We start from the raw sequence: 21,218 nt of genomic DNA on the forward strand, positions 1-21,218 counted from the left end.
CCCGGGTAGAGCCGGGCAGCGATTGCCTCCAAGGAGGAACCATGCAGGATCAACACGATATGCAGGCCCACCCCGGCATGCACCACCAGGGCGGCGGGCATGACCACCAGCAGCCACCCAGCGGAACGCTGACGGAACCCCCGGCACACAGCGCGGGGCATACCGGACACAACCAGCACGACGATGACCACACCATCCACACCCACGGCCAGCACGCGGGGCACAGCACAGCCATGTTCAAGAACAGGTTCTGGCTGACCCTGGCCCTTGCCGTCCCCGTGGTCTACTTCAGCCCCATGATGGCCCACCTGCTGGGCTACATGCCGCCGGAGTTCCCCGGCTCCGCCTGGATCCCCCCGGTTTTAGGCACCGTAATTTTCCTGTACGGCGGACAGCCGTTCCTCAAGGGCGGCCTGCAGGAACTCAAGGACCGCACGCCGGGAATGATGCTGCTGATCGCCATGGCCATCACGGTGGCCTTCGCCGCGTCCTGGGTCACCAGCCTGGGAATCGGCGGCTTCGACCTGGACTTCTGGTGGGAGCTGGCACTGCTGGTGGCCATCATGCTGCTGGGGCACTGGATCGAAATGCGCGCCCTCGGGTCCGCGCAGGGCGCCCTGGATGCCCTCGCCGCGCTGCTGCCGGACGAGGCCGAGCGCATCACGGACAGCGGCACCGAGACAGTTCCTGTGTCCGAACTGAGTCCCGGCGACCTGGTCCTGGTCCGCCCCGGGGCCCGCATGCCCGCCGACGGCAACGTGGTGGACGGGCAGGCCGAGTTCGACGAATCCATGATCACCGGCGAGTCCAAGACCGTAGCGCGTGGTGCGGGCGATCCTGTGGTGGCCGGAACGGTGGCCACGGACAGCAGCGTCCGGGTCCGGGTCACGGCCGTGGGCGACCAGACCGCACTGGCCGGCATCCAGCGGCTGGTGGAGGAAGCACAGGCCTCATCGTCGCGCGCGCAGGCCCTGGCGGACCGCGCTGCCGCCTTCCTCTTCTACTTTGCCGCAGGCGCCGGTGTCCTGACCTTCATCGCCTGGACGCTGATGGGAAGCGTTCCCGACGCCGTCACCCGGACGGTCACCGTACTGGTCATCGCCTGCCCGCACGCCCTTGGCCTGGCCATCCCGCTGGTGATCGCCATCTCCACCGAACAGGCGGCGCGGGCCGGCGTCCTGATCAAGAACCGGATGGCGCTGGAGCGGATGCGCACCATCGACGTGGTCCTGTTCGACAAGACCGGCACCCTGACCACGGGCGAGCCGGAACTGAAGGACATCGCCGTGGCTGAAGGAGCGGATGCCGGCCCGGTGCTGGCCCTCGCCGCCGCCGTGGAGTCCGACAGCGAGCACCCCGTGGCGCGGGCCATCGTACGCGCTGCCGCGGCACGGAACCTGGCGCTGCCTCAGGCCACCGGCTTCACCTCGCTGACGGGCCGCGGGGTCCGGGCGACCGTTGACGGCCGTACGGTGCATGTGGGCGGGCCGGCGCTCCTGCGCGAGCTCGGCGTCGTCGAACCCGACGCGCTGGCGCACAGCACCCGGGCGTGGATGGACCGCGGAGCCGCCGTGCTGCATGTTGTCGACGACGGCAACGTCCTGGGTGCCGTGAGCATGGAAGATGCGGTACGGCCGGAGTCGCGGCAGGCGGTGTCAGCCCTGCAGCGGCGCGGCGTCAAGGTGGCCATGGTCACCGGCGACGCGCGCCAGGTGGCGCAGGCAGTGGCCGCGGACCTGGACATCGACGAAGTGTTCGCCGAGGTCCTGCCCGCGGACAAGGACAAGAAAGTGGCCGAACTGCAGGGCCGCGGGCTGAAGGTGGCCATGGTGGGCGATGGCGTCAACGACTCCCCCGCGCTGGCCCGCGCCGAGGTGGGGATCGCCATCGGCGCCGGAACCGACGTGGCAGTGGAGTCAGCCGGTGTGGTGCTGGCCGGAAACGACCCGCGGGCCGTGCTGTCCATGGTTGACCTGTCCCGGGCCAGCTACCGGAAGATGTGGCAGAACCTGGTGTGGGCCACCGGCTACAACATCCTGTCCGTGCCGCTGGCCGCCGGTGTCCTGGCGTTCGCCGGGGTGGTGCTGTCGCCGGCCGCTGGTGCAGTGCTGATGTCCGCGTCCACCGTTGTGGTGGCACTGAACGCCCAACTCCTCCGGCGCCTGAAACTGAACCCGTCCGAGGTACGTTGAACATTCCAATGCCAGTGAAAGGAGGGACGGCCATGACCACCCGCGCCGTGGTGTCCCTCCTTCGCCGTTTCTGGCTGCTGGCAGCTACCCTGGCCGTCATCGCAGGGCTGCTGGGCATGCACGTGCTCACCTCCGGGCATGGTTCCCACGGGTCTGCTTCCCCCGCGGTGCACTCAGCCGGGCACGCCGCCGTCGCGCCTTTTACTGCCGGCGGCCATCACGGCCATCACGCCGCTGCCACCCTGGCCGTGCCGGACCATGCCATGCCGGACCCTGCCGTGCCTGCCGCGGCAGCCTGCGGCGATTCCTGCCCGGGCGCGCAGGAATCGGGGGCGCCCTGCGTACCCACGGCACCGGGCGGCCCAGTCAGCGTTTCCCCGCCCCCGGCGTCCCTGGCCGCCCTTCCTGCATTGGCCGCCGTCGGCAACACTCCGGGCTGCAGCTATTCGCCGCCCTGCCCCACACCCTGCGACCTGTCCATCAGCCGGACGTAAACCGGACTGCGTCAACCCACCACGGACCAGTTCACCTACCTCCCTGAAAGACAACCATGAACACCTCTCTCAAGACCCTGTCCGTCACTGCTGCCCTGGCCGCCTCACTCGGCCTGGCCGGCTGCGCCGCCAACGCCGGTTCCGGCAACAGCATGCCCATGGACCACGGCAGCTCCACCCCCATGTCGAGCACGATGCCCGGCGCCGGCATGAGCCCCAGCGCCGGTGAGGACCACAACCAGGCCGACATCATGTTTGCCCAGATGATGATCCCGCACCACGCCCAGGCGGTGGAGATGAGCGGCATCATCCTGGACAAGCAGGACGTTCCAGCAGAGGTGACTGCCCTGGCAACCAAAATCAAGGCGGCCCAGGCACCCGAGATCGAGCAGATGACCGGGTGGCTCCAGGGCTGGAACGTGCCCACCACGATGAGCGACCACACCGGCCACGGCATGACCGGCATGGTGGACGACGCCGGCATCGACAAGCTCAAGTCCGCCACCGGCACCGACGCTGCCCGGCTGTTCCTGCAGCAGATGATCGGCCACCACGAGGGCGCCATCGACATGGCACAGCAGGAAATCAGCGCCGGCAAATCCCCTGAAGCGGTGAAGCTGGGCCACGACATCGTGGGCGCGCAGCAGGCGGAGATCACGCAGATGAAGCAGCTGCTGGCCACGCTCTAGCCATGGGACAGCCCGCCGGCCCCGGGCGGTCAACGTGAACGGCGCGGCGGCGGCTTCCGGTCCGGGCGCCGCCGCCGCGCCATCCCGTGTTAAGTTGAAGGGCACGGGCCCGAACGGATCCGCCGCCAGCTGGGAAAAGAGAAAATCTCCTTGGACACTTCCGCACCAGTACGAATCCTGACCGTCTGCACCGGCAACATCTGCCGGTCGCCCGTGGCCGAACGGCTGCTGCAGGCGGGACTCGACCAAGTGGTGCCCGGCGGCTTCCAGGTGTCCAGTGCGGGCACCCGCGCCCTGGTGGGCGAGCCCATGCAGCCCATCTCGGCGGACATCGTGCGGACGTTTGGCGGGAATCCCGATGGCTTCGCAGCCCGCCAGCTCACCCCCAGAATTCTGCGCGGCGTGGACTTGGTGCTCACCATGACGTCCGGGCACCGCGGCGAGGTCCTGCAGCTGGACGCCTCCTTGCTCAAGCGGACCTTCACCATCCGCGAGTTCGCCCGGATGCTCAATGTCCTGGACCAGCGGGCCGCCGAAGATGACAGCAAGGCCGCCGTGCCTCCCCAGGAAGCAGCGTCCGACGACGAGTCCCGGCTCGCTGCCAACGCCGCCTTTTGGCGGGGGTTGCCCGCCCGGGCCGCCGGAGTGAGGCACCTCTCCCTGCCGGCCGACCCCGCAGAAAATGACATCGTGGACCCGTACCGCCGCTCGGCTGAGGTCTACCGGGAGATGGAGGACCAGCTGGCCCCGGCGATCGTCTCCATCCTGCGCCACGCCCGCCTCAATGCACCGGTGAGCCCCGACGCCGCCCAGCTGTAGGACAGCCGGAAAGGATTGGCCAAACTTCGCCTGCCCGCCGTCCTGGTCCCAGGCGGGCGACGGCTGTGGAACTGGCTGCGGGTTTTCTGTGGTTTCCCCCGATGCAGCGTGTATTTTGCGATGCTAATTTTCCGGAATGATCATCCGGGCGAAGCTTCGCAGCATCACCGCGCTTCGCACTGCCGGGAGGACCAGGCACCGTCGGCAACCTCTACGGGCCGTACTGCTGGTGCTGCTCACAGTGGTGGTCCTGGTCCCCGCCGCGGGCGGCGCATACCTCTTCTCCCTCGGCCACGCCTTCGATTCACGGGCAAAAATCATCGACAATCCCTTCCCGCCTGAGTCCAACCGACCCCAGCCCCGGTCGCCGTCCAATGCAACAGCGGCTGAAGGCGCCGGCAGCGGTCAGGCTGCCGGAGCTGCAGCAGCATCCGCAGCGCCGGCTGCCAGGGGGGAGGCATTGAACATTCTGGTGATGGGCAGCGACAGCCGCGGGGCAACGGTCGGCACAGCGCTTTCGGGCAGCAGTTCGGATCAGCGCGCCGACACCCTCATGCTGGTGCACATCCCGGCTGACCGCGCCAAAATCTTCGCCATCTCCCTCATGCGTGACCTCTGGATGGACATTCCCGGCCACGGCAGGGCAAAGATCAACGCGGCCCTCGCCTATGGCGGCGTCCCCCTGATGGTGCAGACGGTGGAAACGATGTTCCGCCAGCGCGTGGACCACGTGGCCATGGTCGATTTTGAGGGATTTGTTGGCCTCACCGATGCCCTGGGCGGGCTTGAGGTGAATATCGCCCAGCCCTTCGTTTCCGCCCACAACAGATTCTCCTACCAGCAGGGGCGCAGCCTGCTGGACGGCGAACACGCTCTGGAGTTCGTCCGCGAGCGCTACGCCTTCGCAGACGGGGATTACCAGCGGGTGCGCAACCAGCAGGCCTTCGTGAGGGCGCTCTTCGCCAAGAACTTGAGCCCGGAAACGCTCCTGAACCCCGTGAAGGCGCATATCGCGGTCACTGCCATGGCGCCGTTCATCAGCGTGGACAGCGGACTTAGTGCAGCGGCGTTGGCGAACCTGGCCCTGGAACTGCGCAATGTGCGTGCGGGCGACCTGAAAACGTTTACCCTTCCCACGCTGGGGGTGGGAACCTCCCCGGACGGCCAATCCATCGTCCTTCCAGACCAGAAGGCCATCAAGGACATCGGCGACGCGCTGGCAGGTGACAGTTTGGACAACTATGTAGCCAATGAGGCCCTGCCGGACGGACACTGATCCCACCAGTCACAATGAGGTGGAGGCGTCATGAGCATCCCAGGCGGTTCTGATCCATCCGGCCCCGGCGGCCCCGGAAACTCCGGTTCGCAGCCCGCCGGGCAATCCGCCCACCGGCCCGCCTGGCTGGTTGCCCTGGGCCGCCGCCGCTGGATTGCTGCGCTCGTGGCGGTGGTGCTGGTTGTGGCGGCCGGAATCGCGGTCTTCAGCCTGAACCGCGCCGGCCAGGAAGCGCAGCCGGCAGCTACCCAGACGCAGTCGCCCAGCGAAACGCCCGCACCGACTCCATCTGAAACGCCCCCGCCTGCTCCTGCTCCTGCTCCCCCACCCCCGCCTGCCCCTATCCCGGACCTGCCTGCAGCCCCGATGAACATCCTGGTCATCGGCAGTGACATCCGCGGCGGCACCCCGGCACGTGATGCGGCCGCCCACACGGCAGCCACCGGGGAACCCCAGGACCAGCGGGCAGACTCCCTGATGGTGGTCCACGTCCCCGCTGACCGGCGCAACCTGTACCTCATCTCCATCAACCGCGACAACTGGGTGGACATCCCCGGTTATGGAGCCGCCAAGATCAACGCCGCCCTGCAGTACGGCGGCATCGACATGGAGACTGCCACCGTGCAGCAGCTGCTGGGGATCACCATCGACCACACCCTGATGCTGGACTTCGGCGGGTTCAAGATCCTGGTGGACGGCCTGGGCGGCATCGACGTCAACGTTCCCATCCCGTTCCAGTCCAGCATTGAAACCCAACACGTCTTTCCCGCCGGGGTGAACCACCTGGATGGGCAGGCGGCGCTGGAATTCTCCCGCGAGCGCTACGCCTTTGCCGATGGCGACTTCCAGCGGGTGCGCGACCAGCAGATCATGCTCCGCGCCATCCTGGCCCGCCTCACCGCAGGCGGCGCCCTCAACGACGTGAACGCTGTGCGGTCCCTGGTCGATTTCGCTTCCTGCTGCCTGACCGTGGACAAGGCCTTCGACCCCGTCCAGGCCGCCATCCTGGCCTACAGCCTGCGGAACCTTGACGTGAACGCCATTGGCACCATGACGCTTCCGACCGCGGGCTCCGGCTTCGTGGCCGGGCAGTCCGTGCTGTTCCCTGACTACGGCGGCATCGCGGCCGTGGGCGCGGCCCTGCGGGAGGGCCGCATCGGCGACTTCGCGAAGCCATAGGGCCGGGGTCCGCCGGGCTTCGGGGACAGGTGGCGCTGCGCCAAAGCGGTGGTGACGCGCAGATTCCCTGGCGCGGCGATATTCGGGGTGCGGCGGCGGCTTGGCGCATCGCGGGGGAATTTGCGCGTCGTATACCGTCCGTTCACCGCGGCGTCGGAGTCTGTGTGCCGGCCGGGGAAAACCTGAGGTCATGAGCGAATCTTCCCAGGCCGGGGTTTCCCGCCGCACCGTAGTCAAGAGTTCCGTCCTCGCCGCCGCGCTGGCCTCCGTGCCCGCCGCCAACGCCTCGGCAGCCACCCAGTCTCCCGCCGGCGTCGCCTTGGTGCGTAACCGGCTCACGCTGCCCAGCGGCATCGCCACGGGCGACGTTACCTCTGATTCCGCCGTGCTCTGGTCCCGCGCCTCGGGAGCCGGCCGGATGACGGCCGTCCTGCGGGCAGTGGACGACGGCGGCCAGATCCTGCGTGGGCGGGGCGCCTTTGAGCGGGTCCTCCGCGGGCCCCGCGCCACCCAGGCGTCCGACTTCACCGCCAAGATCCACGCCGGAAACCTCCCGTCCAACACCCGCTTTGCCCTGGAGATCAGCTTCGAGGACGACGGCGGCGCGGCAGGTGAGACGGTGCACGGCAGCTTCCGCACGGCTCCCGACGCCGGGACGGTCAACGGCAAGGGCCGCACCGGTGACACCAGCAACGGCGGCGACGTCCCGGCGTCGTCCGCCCAGAGCTTTGTGTGGACCGGCGACACCGCCGGCCAGGGCTGGGGCATCAACGAGGAGATCGGCGGGATGCGTGGCTACCGGGCCATGCATCAGACCCGCCCGGACTTCTTCATCCACTCCGGGGACACCATCTACGCGGACGGGCCCATCACCGAAACCGTGGTGGAAAAGGACGGCCAGGTCTGGCGCAACCTGGTCACGGAGGAAGTGTCCAAGGTGGCCGAAACGCTCACCGAATTCCGCGGCCGGCACCGCTACAACTCCATGGACGCCAACATGCGGGCCCTGTTCGCGGACGTACCGGTGATCGCGCAGTGGGACGACCACGAGACACACAACAACTGGTACCCGGGCCAGATCCTCGACGATCCGCGCTACACGGTGCGGGACGTCAACACCCTCGCCGCCCGCGGCCGGCAGGCGTGGCAGGAGAACATGCCCATCGCCGACAGCTCGGCCATCTGGCGCCCGGGAACGTTCGATGACGCCGGCCAGTACCAGCCGGCACGGATCTACCGGAAGATCTCCCGCGGGCCGCAGCTGGACATCTTCTGCCTGGACATGCGCACCTACAAGTCCCCCAACACGGACGGCAAAGAACCCTACGCCACGAACATTCTTGGCCAGGAGCAGGTGGACTGGCTCATCCGCGAGGTGTCCAAGTCCAAGGCGACATGGAAGGTGATCGCGAACGACCTGCCGCTGGGCATCGTGGTGCCGGACGGCCCGGTCAACCAGGAGAGCCTGTCCAACCGCGACAACGGCGCTCCCCTGGGCCGCGAACTCGAGATCGCCGGGGTACTCAGCGCTTTCAAGCGCAACGGCGTGAAGAACACGGTGTGGCTGACCGCGGACGTGCATTACTGCGCCGCCCACCACTACTCCCCCGAGCGTGCCGCATTCACCGACTTCACCCCCTTCTGGGAGTTCGTGGCCGGTCCCATCGCCGCAGGTTCCTTCGGCCCCAACAGCATGGACGGCACATTCGGCCCTGAGGTGGTGTTCTCCAAGACCGGACGCTTCGCCGGGGAGTCGCCGCGCGACGGCGAAAACCAGTTCTTCGGCCACGTCCAGCTGGGTGAGGACAACAGCTTCACCGCCAGCCTCCGGAACGCGAACGGGGCCACGGTGTTTTCCAAGGTGCTGATGCCGGAACGGTAGACGGTGCCCTCGACGCGCAAAACCACCGGCGACGCGGATCTTCCCTGACGCGCCCATATTCGGGGTGCGTCGATGCCTTTGCGCGTCGCTGAGGAAAATGCGCGTCAAGCCGCGTAGCGCTGTGGCGACGGCGGCGCACCCGGGTGCTGCCACCGTCGCCGGTTATTTTGCGCCGACCCCTGGGTACGCCGTTAGTAGTGTTCCTGCATTCGGTACGCATTCGGAACAGCCAGAACGGGGTGATTTTTTGAAGGACACTTCAGCAAACAGCACTTCAGCGAACGACGGCGGCCTGACGGAGGCGGTTCAGCAGCCCGGGGCCGTGGAGCTGCTGCTGATCCGGCACGGTGAGAGCGAAGGCAACGTTGCGGCCACCGAGGCCCGTGAAGCCGGCGTGGAGGTCATCGAGGTTCCCGCCCGCGATGCGGATGTGGACCTGTCAGGAACCGGCAGGGACCAGGCCAAGGCCCTGGGTACGGCACTGGGACGGATCGCCGAGGAGTTCCGTCCCGACGCGGTGGTGTCTTCCCCATATGCGCGTGCCCGTCAGACGGCTGAGATTGCGGTGGAAACAGCCGGCTGGCCACTGCAGGTGCGCACCGACGAGCGGCTCCGTGACCGCGAACTGGGGATCCTGGACCGGCTCACCCGGCTGGGCGTGGAGAACCGCTACCCCGGGGAATCCGAGCGCCGGGACTGGCTGGGCAAACTGTACTACCGCCCGCCCGGAGGGGAATCGTGGGCGGACGTGGCACTGCGGCTGCGGTCCGTCCTGGCGGAGCTCAACAGCACAGGCATGGGCCAGCGGGTCATGCTGGTGTGCCACGACGCCGTGATCATGCTGTTCCGGTATGTCCTGGAAGGCCTCACCGAAAAGGACCTGCTGGACCTGGCGGCCAGGGAGGCCATCCTCAACGCCTCACTGACCAAGTTCGTCCGCCCCTCCGGCGTGGGGCCATGGACGCTGGAAAGCTTCAACGTGGCTGACCATCTGGCGGAGCAGGGCGTAGAGGTCACCCAGCACGCGGGAGACACCAGTGTCCGCCCGCACTGATGCATCCGGACCCACCCTGGTGACGCCGTCGCTCCTGCGGGAGTGGCCGCTGCCGCAGCCGGGCGCGGACAAGTATTCACGGGGCTCGGTACTGGTGGTTGGCGGGGCCAGGGCCACCCCCGGGGCAGCCCTCCTGGCCGGCACCGCAGCCCTGCGCGCCGGGGCCGGGAAGCTCACGCTGGCGGTGGCCGAGTCGGTGTCGGTGCACCTGGGGGTGGCGATGCCCGAGTGCGGCGCAATTGGACTCCCGGAAACAGCCACTGGCTCCGTTAAGCCGGAACTGGACCGGATCTCCCCTTACCTGGATAAAGCCGACGCCATCCTGGTGGGCCCAGGCCTGGACGATCCCGACCTTGCCAATGAACTGCTGGAGGCGATGCTCAGCCGCGAGGGCGGCGCGGACAGTGGCTCCGAGGGCGACGCTGGAGCGGGGGAAGGTCCCGCCGTCGTCCTCGATGCCTACGCGCTGGGGGCCCTGGTGCCGCTGGAGGACCAACTGGACCCGTGGCGCGGAAGGCTGATCCTCACCCCGAACCCGACGGAAGCGGCGGTCCTGCTGGGGCGGGACGTGAACGACCTCGAAAAGGACCTGGCAGAGATTTCCGCCAGGTTCGGGGCCGTGGTCAGCTGCCAGGGGCTGATAACCCAGCCGCCCGGCCTGAACCCGGACGAGCCGCAGCTGTGGAAGATCACCACGGGGTACGGCGGGCTGGGCACGTCCGGCAGCGGCGACGTGCTGGCGGGAGCCATTGCCGGGTTCCGGGCCCGCGGAACCACGGGCGCCCAGGCAGCCTGCTGGGGAACCCACTTGCATGCAGCCGCGGGGGACCGCCTGGCCAGCAGGCTGGGACCGCTTGGCTTCCTGGCCCGCGAACTGGCTGACGAATTGCCCGCCCTGATGCTGGAATTCAGCGTTTGACGTCCGGCTTACATCGGACTGCAGGTGCCCCCGGCACGCGGATGGCCCCCGGCTAAACCCGGGGGCCACCGTGTCGGGAGGTTGAGGCCTAAGCTGCCGATGCGCTGTCTGGCGCTGTGGCGTTGCACAGATGGCGATTCGCCCCAAAAAGGCAGTCAACAGATGTGCCCGCCTCCCGAGTCTTTCCGGTCATCTACGGTTCTCGCGCTGAGCGGATTTCCCGCGCCGGCTATGCGGAGATCTCCTGCTTTGCCCCCTTCGTTTCAATCTCGATCTTGCGCGGCTTGGCCTTTTCGGCAACGGGGATCCGCAGCGTCAGCACACCGGCGTCGTAGCTGGCCTTGACCTTGTCCACGTCCAGCGTGTCGCCGAGGATCAGCTGCCGGCTGAAGACGCCGCGCGGCCGTTCGGCTGCGATCAGTTCGGTGTCCTTGCCCACGGGGTCGGGCCGTTCCGCCCGCACGGTCAGGACGTTCCGTTCCACATCCAGGTCCACCGAATCCACAGCGACGCCGGGCAAATCGAAGGCCACGACGAACTCCTGGTCCTCACGCCATGCATCCATCGGCATCGCCGCCGGGCGTGCACTGGTACCGAGGACCTGCTGGGCCAGCCTGTCCAGCTCGCGGAACGGATCGGTTCGCATCAACATGGCTTCCCTCCTGGTAAGAGATGGTCCAACACTGCTTCCACATCAGCCTGATCTGTGGTGGCTGATATAGATTTTTTAGCACTGCAGCGGGAGGTCTTCAAGGGGTTCAGCCGCGGATTTCCTGCCTGTTTTTAGGTCCGAAGCGGGCCTGATTTTCGCGACGTCCGCAGCATGAAAAGGGGCCCTCTCCGCAGCTGCTGCTGCGCAGAAGGCCCCTCTTCGGCATCACTGCTTTACGGCTTTGCCGTCAGTCCCTGGTGGGATCCGGGCGAAGCGGCGCGGGCCCTGGATCCGGGACCGGCAGCGGGCCGGGCGCCGGCGGTGCCGGGAACGGGTTGGGGGACGGCGGACCGGGCGGCTGGGTGGGATCCGGCGACGTGGGTTCCGGACCGGGTTCGGGCGGAAACGGCTCAGGTTCGTGCACTGGCGGGATGGTCATGGAACTTCCCCTCTCATGCTGGACTTATGTGCCTTGAACTGACCAGACTACGCCCGCAACCCCGCCGCAACTACCCTCCCCACCCCCGTTGCCCTATCAGATTTGGCTCTTATAAGGCCCCTTTAGGAGCCATAAGTGATGGAGCATTACGACGGCGGGAGGGCGCCTTAGTCCCGACGGCACCTAGTCCGGGACCGCACCGACCAGCCGCAGCCAGTCGCGGAGCTGCGCCGGCTCCGCCTCGCCGCACCGGAACCCCACGCAGCCGTCCGGGCGGACCGCAACCATGCCCGCTCCGGGATGGCTGGACAGGCGATGGATGTGGAGCAGCCGGGGCTGCCTGTCCAGCGCTGCAGCGACCGGGCCGGCACCCAGGGCCACCGGGCCGGCGTCGCGCCCCAGCAAAAGGTGGATGCCAGGCACGGCGGTCAGCTCATGCAGGCGGACCACCCGTCCGTCCACCGACACCACAGCATCGGGCAGCCGCTCGCCCGGCCGCGGCCACCCGCTGGCCCCGGGCGTACCGTCGCGCGAGATGGCGCTGCTCCGGTAGTTCACGAACGGCTGGGCCAGCAGCCTGACGCCCTTCGAGATGAGCCAGCGCCTGCGAAGCAGGATCGGCAGGACGGGAGCGAACGCCGGCAGGATGCTGCGGGCCAGGCGGGCGGCCGGATGCGGCGAGGCTTCGCCGAAGAAGATCAGGTGCGTCAGCGCCAGCACCCGCCGGGCCGCGGGCAGCCGCTCCCGCCCGTAGCTTTCCAGCAGTTCCGGCAGCGGCCTCCCGGCGGTTGAGGCGAACCCCAGCTTCCAACCGAGGTTGAGGGCGTCCAGGATGCCGTTGTTCATGCCCTGGCCTCCCGCCGGGGAGTGGGCGTGGGCGGCGTCGCCGGCCAGGAAGACGGGGCTGGTCCCGAACGTGCCGGCAATCCGGTGCTGCAGCGGAACCTGGGCGGACCAGCCCACGTCCCGCACGGTGGCCCCCAGGCCCGACTCCCTCACCAGCCGCGCCACCTCCTCCGGTGGAACGGGCGGACCCAGCTGGCCGAAGCTGGCGCTGGAACCCGGGACCGCCGGGCGGGTGGCCAGCATCCGCCACGTGGCACCCTCGCCCAGCGCAAAAAGGAAAGCCAGCCCTGCACGGCCCACCGCCACATGCAGCAGCCCTGGGTCCAGGGGGCCATCGAGTTCGAGGTCGGCCAGGACGGCTTCCACCCGGTAGGGCCCGCCGCGCCACTGCGCGCCGGTGATCCCGCGGACGGTGCTGGACTGTCCGTCGCAGCCGGCCAGGAAGCGGGAAAGGTGCTGCCCAGGCCCGCGGGCGCCGTGGAGCTCCGCGTGGACCGGGCCGCCGTTTTGAAGCGCCGGCGCCCTGCCGTTGTCCTGGTGCAGGCCACGGAATTCCACGCCCCAGTCCACCGCTACGCCCCTGTCCTGCAGCGCCTGCCACAGAACCTCCTCGACGTCGGCCTGCCGGACCAGCGTCAGGTGCGGGAAGGCGGTGTCCAAAAGGTCTGCGTGCCCCAGCCGGGCTTCGACCAGCCGCCGGCCCAGGTGTATCCGTGCTTCGGGGGCGGTGTCTGCCCGGTCCAGCAGTTGGTCGGTCACGCCCAGGGGGCGGAGGCCTTCCAGTGCACGGGCATGCAGCATCAGCGCCCTTGACGGGCGGGCCCGGTGCTCCCGCCGGTCCACCACCCGTACGGTGGCCCCGTGGGCAAGAGCCTGGAGGGCGGTGGTGAGCCCTGCGGGACCCGCGCCAACCACTAAAACGTCCGTGTCCGCCGTCGTACCTTGCCCGCCTGGCATGAGCGCCCTGCCGTCACTCTTTGGCGCGGAGCCGCCACCATGCATGGTCGATTCCGGCGGCCGCAATCCTGGCCGGGTCCGCCAGCACGTCGTCGCGGCGCAGGCCGGGAAGCACCTTGTAGCTGATCGACCCGCGGACACTGACAAGTTCCAGCACCCGCCAGAGCGCCGCAGCATACCTTCCGGCCCGTTCGGCACCGTCCCACTCGTACAGCCCGCGGTAGGCGCCGAAGGTGTCGTGGGCGCACCAGAGCTTGGACACGAAGCCCGGGAACCCCACGAAGAGCGGAGTGTTCAGGATGCTTTCCACCTCGAACAGGCGGTGTGCGCGGCCCCGCACCCACCTCAGCGTGAACGCCACCACCAGCACGCAGGGCTCGGCGGGCACGCGGTCGACGGCGGTCTCCCGGTAGACCCGCGATGTGCTTCCGTCGGCGAAGCGCAGCACCCGGCCCACATTGTCCTTCGGAAGGTGCACCTGCCGGCGTGCCAGCATGACGCAGGACGTTCCGACGCTGCGAGCGACCGCCAGCCATGCCCTGGGCCGGGGAGCCGGTCCGGATTCGGGGGTCATGGGCGTTCTCCTTTCCCTGCGCCTGTCTGCAGCGCCTTTCCAGCCTGCCGGGAAGGACGCGAATGGTCCCAGAGTCTTTCGCCCCCTTTCGCGCTTTCGCGCCGGGGCGCCTCCCCCGACAGCGAACGGCCTGCCGACTTGGTGGGAGCGGTCTATATATTGAATCCATGACCTCCACTTCCCTGCAGGATTCCACCGGCACTGCGATCCCGGCGCCCCCGGTTGCCAAGAAGATCCCCACCGAACGCACCCACCACGGGGAGACGTTCGTTGACAATTACGAATGGCTGCGGGACAAGGAATCGCCGGAGGTGGTGGAGCACCTGCGGGCCGAGAACGCGTATCAGGAAGCCGTCACCGCGCACCAGGAGCCGCTGCGCGAGGCCATTTTCCAGGAGATCAAGGGCCGTACCCAGGAAACCGATCTTTCCGTCCCGCACCGCAAGGACGGCTGGTGGTACTTCAGCCGCTCGGCCGAGGGCAAGGAGTACGGCATCCACTGCCGCGTGAAGGCGCGTGACACCGGGGACAAAGTAGCCGACTGGACTCCCCCGGCCGTCGAGGCCGGAGTTGGGATTCCCGGCGAGGAGATCCTGCTGGACGGCAACCTCGAAGCCGAAGGCAAGCCGTTCTTCTCCGTGGGTGGCACCGCCGTCACTGTTGACGGGAACCTGTACGCCTATGCCGTGGACAACTCCGGGGACGAACGGTTCACGCTGCGGATCAAGGACCTGCGCACCGGCGGACTGCTGCCGGATGTCATCGAGAACATTTTTTACGGTGTTGCCTTCTCCCCGGACGGCTCCCGGCTTTTCTACACGGTGGTGGACGAGTCCTGGCGGCCCTACCAGGTAAAGTCCCACATCCTGGGCACGACCGTTGCCCAGGACGAAGTGGTGTACCAGGAGGACGACCCCGCCATGTGGCTGGGCTTCGAGCTTTCCGCCGACCGGCGCCACCTGGTGCTGGGCATCGGATGCTCCGAGTACAGCGAAACCAGGCTGCTGCGGTTTGACGACCCCTCTGCAACCGTCAGCACCGTGATTTCCCGGGACGAGCGGATCCTCTACGAAGCCGAGCCCTTCCTGCTCGACGGGCAGGAAAAGATCCTGCTCACGCACAACCGGGAAGCCATCAACTCCATGGTCTCCCTGGCGGACCCGGCCGAGCTGGAAAAGCCGTTGGCCGACCAGACCTGGCAAACCGTCGTCGAACATTCCAATGACGTGCGCGTCAACGGTGCGGGGGTGACGGCCACGCACCTGATCGTCTCCATCCGCAAGGACACCATCGAACGGGTGCAGGTGATGGGCCTGGCCGGGCTGGGCACGCCCGCGCAGCAGGAGCCCGTGGAACCGGCCTTCGACGAGGAGCTCTACACCGCCGGGGTGGGCGGCTCCGATTACGAGGCACCCGTGATCCGGCTGGGCTACACGTCCTACTTCACGCCGTCGCGCATCTACGACTTCGTCCTGCCCACCCCGGAGCAGCCCGCCGGCGAGCTGCTGCTGCGCAAGGAAAGCCCGGTGCTGGGCGGCTACGACGGCAGCGACTACGTTGCCACCCGCGAATGGGCGACGGCGGCGGACGGCACCCGCATCCCGCTGTCCGTCCTGCGGCACAAGGCCGTCAAGCAGGATTCGACGGCGGCGGGCCTGGTGTACGGGTACGGCTCTTACGAGATGAGCATGGATCCCGGCTTCGGCATTGCCCGGCTGTCGCTGCTGGACCGCGGCGTGGTGTTCGTGATCGCGCACATCCGCGGCGGCGGCGAGCTGGGCCGGCACTGGTACGAGGACGGCAAGAAGCTCACCAAGAAGAACACCTTCACCGACTTCGTGGACGCAACGGACTGGCTGGCCGGCTCCGGGTGGGTGGATCCCTCCCGCATTGCAGCGCTGGGGGGTTCCGCGGGTGGACTCCTTATGGGTGCCGTGGCCAACATGGCGCCGGAGAAGTACGCGGCCATCGTGGCCCAGGTGCCCTTCGTGGATCCGCTCACCAGCATCCTGGACCCGGACCTTCCGCTGTCCGCCCTGGAGTGGGAGGAGTGGGGCAACCCCATCACCGACCCCCAGGCCTACGCCTACATGAAGTCCTACTCCCCCTATGAGAACGTGCGGGAGGTGGCCTACCCCAAGATCGCCGCGGTCACGTCCTTCAACGACACCCGCGTCCTGTACGTGGAACCGGCCAAGTGGGTGCAGGAGCTGCGGAACAGGACCACCGGGTCCGAGCCCATTGTCATGAAGATCGAGATGGACGGCGGCCACGGCGGCGCGTCCGGCCGGTACGTGCAGTGGCGTGAACGGGCCTGGGACTATGCGTTCATCGCCGACGCACTGGGCGCGGTGGACCTGCTTCCGGGGGCGGGCCTCAAGTAACCCATCGATTGCTCCGTAATTGTCGTTTTGGGCCTGCTAAACGACAGGTACGGAGCAATGGATGGGGCTTCACGTACCCGAAAAAGCTAACCATGCTTACTATTGGGGAGCACGTGTTTTCCGGTTGCTAACACCAGAGGAGCAGGCATGTCATTGAGCAAGGGAACCCGCGTGGAGTGGAACACCTCACAGGGCAAGACGCACGGCAAAATCGTGGAAAAGAAAACCAGCGACTTCGAACTCGACGGCAACACCCACCGCGCCAGCGAGGATGAACCGCAGTACGTGGTGGAATCGGACAAGACGGGCGCCCGGGCAGCGCACAAGGCGTCCGCGCTGACCGAGAAGAAGTAGCAGCGTGGCTGCCCAGCACGAGGTAGTGATCATCGGCGGCGGCAATGCCGGGATCTCCCTGGCGGCCCGGCTGCAGCGCTACGGTGTCAAGGACGTGGCGGTGGTCGAGCCCCGGGACCACCACCTCTTCCAGCCCCTGTTCTCGCATATCGCCGGCGGGCGGGCGCAAGCCCAGGAGGCTGTCCGGAGCCAGGAGTCGGTCATCCCCCAAGGCGTCACCTGGATCCGGGATGCAGCCGTCGGGGTGGATGCGAATGCCAATACGGTCAGTCTTGAGTCCGGGTCTTCGGTAGCTTACGGGCAGCTGGTGGTGTGCCCGGGGCTCCAGTACGACTGGGACCGGGTGCCGGGCCTCCTCGACGCCGTGCACTCCCCGTACGGCGCCTCCCATTACGAGTTCGAGCTGGCCCCCAAGGCCTGGTCACTGCTCAGCGCCATGCGCTCCGGCACGGCAGTCTTCACCATGCCGGCCGGGCCCATCAAATGCGGGGGCGCCGCGCAGAAGCCCATGTACCTCGCGTGCGACTACTGGCGCGGGCAGGGGGTGCTGGACAAGATCCGCGTGGTGATGGTGCAGCCCTACCCCACCGTGTTCGGGGTGCCGGAGGTGGACCGGGAACTGGACCGCAAGATCGCCCAGTATGGAATCGAACTGCGGACCAACAGCGAACTTGTAGCCGTGAGCCCCGCCGGCCGCAGGGCCACCATCCGGGACAACGCCGCCAACACCACCGAGGACCTGACCTACGACGTCCTCAACGCAGTTCCGCCGCAGTCGGCCCCGGACTGGCTCAAGGCCACCGACCTTCCGGCCGCGGGGGATGCGGGCGGCTTCGTTGAGGTAGACCGCCAAACCCTCAGGCATCTCCGGTACCCCAACGTATGGTCCCTGGGCGACGCCGCTGGCACCACCAACTCCAAGTCGGGCGGATCACTCCGGAAACAGGTCAAGGTGGTGGCAAAGAACCTGGTGGCAGCACGGAAGGGAAAGCCGCTGCGGGCCAAGTACAACGGGTACTCAGTATGCCCGTTCACCGTGTCACGGGACACCGTGGTGTTCGCCGAATTCGACGACCGGTACCGGCCCATGCCCACCATCCCCCGGCTGCCCACGTGGAATGAAAGCAAGCTGTCCTGGGTGCTGGACCGGGACATTTTCCCGAAGATCTACTGGAACCTGATCCTCAAGGGCCGGGCGTAGCGCTAGCCGCCGGAGCCGATGCGCCACTCGTCGGCAAGGATCGAGTAGATGAGCTCGGTGGCCCACTGGCCTTTGTAGTGCCATTTATCGATGTGCCGCGCTTCCAGCCGCATGCCCAGCCTGCTGCACAGTGCCGCCGACGCTCCGTTGAGTTCGTCCAGGCGCGCTTCAATCCGGTGCATGCCCAGCTCCTCGAAGCCAAGGCGCAGGACGGCCTGGGCGGCTTCCGTGCCATAGCCCTTGCCGCGGGCTCCCGGCGCCAGGGTCCAGCCCACCTCGCCCTGCCCGCGTCCCGGCAGCCATTTGAGCACCACTTCGCCCTGCAGCCCGGGCTCGTCCGCCGCTTCGATGGCAAGGGCCACCCAGTCCCCTTCCTTCTCGAAGGCGAAGTTGGCGTACCGGCCTACCCGTTCCATCGACTGCGTATAGGTCTTGGCAGGACCGGGAAGGTAGCGGGCGGTTTCCGGCAGCGAGTGGTAGGCGTGGAAGGCGTCCAGGTCCCCGCCGTCGAACCGGCGCAGGACCAGCCGGTCGGTGTGGATGGGAAGGGAAATCGCCGGCATGCGGATTAGTGGCCTGCGCTGACGACGGCGGCCGTCGCCTCGGCGATGGCCCGCTCCTCGTCCGTGGGGACCACCAGGACGGGAATCGCGGAGGACGGGGTCGAAATCACCCGCGGCTCCTTTGACCGCTCAGCGTTCAGCCCGCCGTCGAGCTCTATGCCCAGGGCGCCCAGGCGGTCCGCTACCTGGGCCCGGAACTCTTTGGAGTTTTCCCCGATCCCGGCGGTGAACACCAACGCCTTGGCCCCGCCCACCGCAACGTGGTAGCCGCCAATGTACTTGGCCAGCCGGTAGGAGGCCACGGCGAGCGCCATGGCGGCGCGCTCGTCACCAGCTTCCGAGGCCTCCACCACGGAGCGCATGTCGTTGTGGCCGGCCAGGCCTTTGAGGCCGGACTCGCGGTTCAGCATGGTGTCGAGGTCCTCGGGGGTCCAGCCGGCGCGGCCCAGGAACACCAGGATGGAGGGGTCCAGGTCGCCGGAGCGGGTGCCCATCACCAGGCCCTCGAGCGGGGTGAAGCCCATGGAGGTGTCCACGGAGCGTCCACCGCGGATCGCCGTCACGGAGGCCCCGTTGCCCAGGTGGGCGATGACGCCGTCGAACTCCTCGACCGGAAGGTCCAGCAGCGCGGCGGACCGGCGCGCGACGTACTCGTTGGAGGTGCCGTGGAAACCGTAGCGGCGGATGCCGTGGTTGGTGTAGAGCTCATCCGGGACCGCGTAGCGCCAGGCATGCTCGGGGAGGGTGCGGTGGAAGGCGGTGTCGAAGACTGCAACCTGCGCCATTTTGGGCCATTTTTTGGTGATGGCGCGGATGCCCAGGACGTTGGCGGGGTTGTGCAGTGGCGCGAGCGGGTTGAGGCGCTCGATGGCGCGGGTGATTTCGTTGTCCACCAGGACGGGCTCGGCAAACCGCTCGCCGCCGTGGACCACCCTGTGCCCCACCGCCCCCAGTTCGAGGTCGCCCAGTTCCTGGTGGATGGCCGCGTCCACCTGCTCCAGGGCCTCCGCGTGATCCCGCGGGCCCACCATTTCGCCATCCCCGCCGCCGCCGTTGCCCACGCCGATCTTCTCGATCAGCCCCTCGGTGAGGACGGTCCCGGCGGCCACGTCCCGCACCTGGTACTTCAGCGACGACGAACCGGAATTGATGACGAGCACGAGCATGCGGGGCCTCCTCAGCCTGGCGTCTGCAGTTCAAACCCCACTATAGGTTGCACGGCTAACGGTCCGTCAGCAGCAGCGTGTTGCCGTCCGGGTCCTGGGCCGTGAAGAAGAGGCAGACGTCCGGGGCGCCCGCGATGGCGCCGACCGCAGCCCCGTTTTCCGCGAGCCTGGCACGCGTTTCCTCCAGGTCATCAACCAGGAAGTTGCAGGTTGCCCAGGCAAGGCCGGGCTGGGCTTTGATACCGCTGTCCGGGCCCATGAGGGTCACCGATGCGGTTCCGGCGGCGGAGAGGACAGCCGAAAAGTCGCTGGCTTGGCCTACCGTGAGCCCGAGCATGCGGCTGTACCAGCCGGCTGCGGCTTGCGGGTTCCGGACGGGGATGAAGGCGGTGGTGATGGCTGTACCGGGCATGGCTGCGATACTAGCCCACCCCTCCGACAGGAAGGGGCCCCTTGATCGCCGTGGGAGGGGACACTTCTGTGTCTCCGTTAGCTTTCAGGGGACGCGTTTGGGGCCAGTCCCCCTCGACCACGCCCCCGGCCGGGCCTAATCTGGCTTCGCTGGGATCCGACGACGATGACGGAGGTGGAGGCAATGGGAGCCCAGGAAGACATGACAATCCTTCGGCGCGGCTATGAGGCGTTCAACGCCGGCGACATGGATACTTTCAGGGAGATTATGGCCGAGGACGCTGTTTGGAGGATCGGCGGCAGCGGTGGCCTGTCGGGGGAAAAACGGGGCCGGGATGCCATCATCGGCTACTTCGGGGAGCTTGCTGCGCGGTCGAATGGGTCCATCAAGGTCAATGTGGAGGATTTGGCCTTGGGCGACAGGTACGCAATTGGGATCCATACCACCCATGCGAAGCGCGACGGCAAGTCCCTGGACCAGCGTGAAATCCTCGTCTTCCGTATCTCAGGCGGAAAGATCAGGGAGGGCCTGGAATTCCCGGAGGACAGTGCGCAGCTAGCGGATTTTTGGTCCTGACCTGCGGCGCTAAAAGGCTTTCGCCACGGGAACACGGGAGGCTTGCCAAAAATATCGTCAGTATGCTTACTATAGATGCGGTCGATCGGAAATGGCTGCGAACGGAATAGCGAAAAGGTGCGCTCAGCGAACGGGGCGCACCTTTCCCGTCCCTCGTGCCGGTTCCTTGCGGATGGGCGAAGCCTGTGCATAGAGTCGGCGGACAAGGCTGGACCACGCCGAGAGGACAATTCCATGACGAACGAGCCAAATTCGATCGACGAGAACGACCCCACCAATACGGGATCCAGCAGCACCGCGCCACTTAACGCCCAGCCGGACTCCGGCAGCAAGGACGATCCCACGGGCGTGGAGGGCGCCAACCCGGCCCTGGACGATACCGGCCACCTGAAGGCCGCCGAAACCGGAGAAGCGCCGGAGGCCCCGGAGAACCGGGAAGACCTGGACCTCACCCCGCAGGGCCTCTCCGATGAGCCTGCCAAGCAGGAGGACCCGGAAAGCCTGGCCAAGCCGGACAACAGCTGACTGTTCCCCAACCCAAAAGTACGGCGCCGGCACTCAAACCCAAGAACGAGTGCCGGCGCCGTACT

At 67.6% G+C, this 21,218-nt stretch carries 21 protein-coding genes; 14 read left to right on the top strand and 7 right to left on the bottom strand.

Features of this window, described 5'->3' with window-relative positions; all coding sequences use genetic code 11:
- The first annotated feature begins 41 nt into the window (after positions 1 to 41).
- The 9 genes from ACIGJD_RS16100 (at position 42) to ACIGJD_RS16140 (ending at position 10,504) form a co-directional block, all read left to right on the top strand.
- Positions 42 to 2,192, top strand: a complete 2,151-nt coding sequence (locus ACIGJD_RS16100; protein ID WP_483687040.1) for a heavy metal translocating P-type ATPase — start codon at positions 42 to 44, stop codon at positions 2,190 to 2,192.
- Between the two features lie 32 nt (positions 2,193 to 2,224).
- Positions 2,225 to 2,686, top strand: a complete 462-nt coding sequence (locus ACIGJD_RS16105) for a hypothetical protein (protein ID WP_483687041.1) — start codon at positions 2,225 to 2,227, stop codon at positions 2,684 to 2,686.
- Positions 2,687 to 2,742: 56 nt separating this feature from the next.
- Entirely contained in the window at positions 2,743 to 3,375 is a 633-nt protein-coding gene (locus ACIGJD_RS16110; RefSeq protein ID WP_483687042.1) for a DUF305 domain-containing protein, read from the top strand.
- Positions 3,376 to 3,525: 150 nt separating this feature from the next.
- Positions 3,526 to 4,194 (top strand): arsenate reductase/protein-tyrosine-phosphatase family protein, encoded by a 669-nt coding sequence (locus tag ACIGJD_RS16115; RefSeq protein WP_483687043.1) that lies wholly within the window; start codon positions 3,526 to 3,528, stop codon positions 4,192 to 4,194.
- Between the two features lie 136 nt (positions 4,195 to 4,330).
- Entirely contained in the window at positions 4,331 to 5,470 is a 1,140-nt protein-coding gene (locus ACIGJD_RS16120; protein ID WP_483687044.1) for an LCP family protein, read from the top strand.
- A gap of 30 nt (positions 5,471 to 5,500) precedes the next feature.
- Entirely contained in the window at positions 5,501 to 6,649 is a 1,149-nt protein-coding gene (locus ACIGJD_RS16125) for an LCP family protein (RefSeq protein WP_483687045.1), read from the top strand.
- 190 nt (positions 6,650 to 6,839) lie between these two features.
- Entirely contained in the window at positions 6,840 to 8,531 is a 1,692-nt protein-coding gene (locus ACIGJD_RS16130) for an alkaline phosphatase D family protein (RefSeq protein WP_483687046.1), read from the top strand.
- A 247-nt stretch (positions 8,532 to 8,778) separates the two neighbouring features.
- Positions 8,779 to 9,585 carry a histidine phosphatase family protein gene (locus ACIGJD_RS16135; RefSeq protein ID WP_483687047.1) on the top strand — a complete coding sequence of 269 codons (807 nt, stop codon included), beginning with the start codon at positions 8,779 to 8,781 and terminating at the stop codon, positions 9,583 to 9,585.
- Positions 9,569 to 10,504, top strand: coding sequence for an NAD(P)H-hydrate dehydratase (locus tag ACIGJD_RS16140; RefSeq protein WP_483687048.1), 936 nt, complete (start codon positions 9,569 to 9,571; stop codon positions 10,502 to 10,504). The genes ACIGJD_RS16135 and ACIGJD_RS16140 overlap by 17 nt, the downstream gene beginning before the upstream one ends.
- A 229-nt stretch (positions 10,505 to 10,733) precedes the next feature.
- Here the strand turns inward: ACIGJD_RS16140 and ACIGJD_RS16145 are convergent, their stop codons facing one another.
- The 4 genes from ACIGJD_RS16145 to ACIGJD_RS16160 form a co-directional block, all read right to left on the bottom strand.
- Positions 10,734 to 11,156 (bottom strand): Hsp20/alpha crystallin family protein, encoded by a 423-nt coding sequence (locus ACIGJD_RS16145; RefSeq protein WP_483687049.1) that lies wholly within the window; start codon positions 11,154 to 11,156, stop codon positions 10,734 to 10,736.
- A gap of 247 nt (positions 11,157 to 11,403) precedes the next feature.
- Positions 11,404 to 11,595, bottom strand: coding sequence for a hypothetical protein (locus tag ACIGJD_RS16150; RefSeq protein ID WP_286398834.1), 192 nt, complete (start codon positions 11,593 to 11,595; stop codon positions 11,404 to 11,406).
- Positions 11,596 to 11,778: 183 nt separating this feature from the next.
- Complete coding sequence (locus tag ACIGJD_RS16155) at positions 11,779 to 13,398, bottom strand: FAD-dependent monooxygenase (protein ID WP_483687050.1); 1,620 nt, start codon at positions 13,396 to 13,398, stop codon at positions 11,779 to 11,781.
- Between the two features lie 13 nt (positions 13,399 to 13,411).
- Positions 13,412 to 13,972: a hypothetical protein gene (locus tag ACIGJD_RS16160; RefSeq protein ID WP_483687051.1), complete on the bottom strand. Its 561-nt coding sequence runs from the start codon at positions 13,970 to 13,972 to the stop codon at positions 13,412 to 13,414.
- Positions 13,973 to 14,139: 167 nt separating this feature from the next.
- On the opposite strand from ACIGJD_RS16160, the gene ACIGJD_RS16165 reads away from it, so the two are divergent.
- From ACIGJD_RS16165 to ACIGJD_RS16175, 3 genes are all read left to right on the top strand, one after another.
- Complete coding sequence (locus ACIGJD_RS16165) at positions 14,140 to 16,356, top strand: S9 family peptidase (protein ID WP_483687052.1); 2,217 nt, start codon at positions 14,140 to 14,142, stop codon at positions 16,354 to 16,356.
- A 147-nt stretch (positions 16,357 to 16,503) separates the two neighbouring features.
- A complete protein-coding gene (locus tag ACIGJD_RS16170; protein WP_142132767.1) occupies positions 16,504 to 16,710 on the top strand; it encodes a hypervirulence associated TUDOR domain-containing protein in 207 nt (68 codons plus the stop codon).
- Positions 16,711 to 16,714: 4 nt separating this feature from the next.
- Positions 16,715 to 17,911 (top strand): NAD(P)/FAD-dependent oxidoreductase, encoded by a 1,197-nt coding sequence (locus ACIGJD_RS16175; protein WP_483687053.1) that lies wholly within the window; start codon positions 16,715 to 16,717, stop codon positions 17,909 to 17,911.
- A gap of 2 nt (positions 17,912 to 17,913) precedes the next feature.
- Here ACIGJD_RS16175 and ACIGJD_RS16180 read toward each other — a convergent pair whose 3' ends face one another.
- Genes ACIGJD_RS16180 through ACIGJD_RS16190 form a run of 3 tightly spaced genes read right to left on the bottom strand, consistent with a single transcriptional unit; the run spans position 17,914 to position 20,052 of the window.
- Positions 17,914 to 18,474 (bottom strand): GNAT family N-acetyltransferase, encoded by a 561-nt coding sequence (locus tag ACIGJD_RS16180; RefSeq protein WP_483687054.1) that lies wholly within the window; start codon positions 18,472 to 18,474, stop codon positions 17,914 to 17,916.
- 5 nt (positions 18,475 to 18,479) lie between these two features.
- Positions 18,480 to 19,640 carry an acetate kinase gene (locus ACIGJD_RS16185; protein WP_483687055.1) on the bottom strand — a complete coding sequence of 387 codons (1,161 nt, stop codon included), beginning with the start codon at positions 19,638 to 19,640 and terminating at the stop codon, positions 18,480 to 18,482.
- Positions 19,641 to 19,695: 55 nt separating this feature from the next.
- Entirely contained in the window at positions 19,696 to 20,052 is a 357-nt protein-coding gene (locus ACIGJD_RS16190) for a VOC family protein (protein WP_483687056.1), read from the bottom strand.
- A gap of 183 nt (positions 20,053 to 20,235) precedes the next feature.
- On the opposite strand from ACIGJD_RS16190, the gene ACIGJD_RS16195 reads away from it, so the two are divergent.
- Both ACIGJD_RS16195 and ACIGJD_RS16200 read left to right on the top strand, forming a co-directional pair.
- Positions 20,236 to 20,628, top strand: coding sequence for a nuclear transport factor 2 family protein (locus tag ACIGJD_RS16195; protein WP_483687057.1), 393 nt, complete (start codon positions 20,236 to 20,238; stop codon positions 20,626 to 20,628).
- 234 nt (positions 20,629 to 20,862) lie between these two features.
- Positions 20,863 to 21,153, top strand: a complete 291-nt coding sequence (locus ACIGJD_RS16200; RefSeq protein WP_142132762.1) for a hypothetical protein — start codon at positions 20,863 to 20,865, stop codon at positions 21,151 to 21,153.
- The last annotated feature ends 65 nt before the right edge of the window (positions 21,154 to 21,218 follow it).

It is taken from the genome of Arthrobacter sp. E1SS-5, assembly GCF_057073715.1.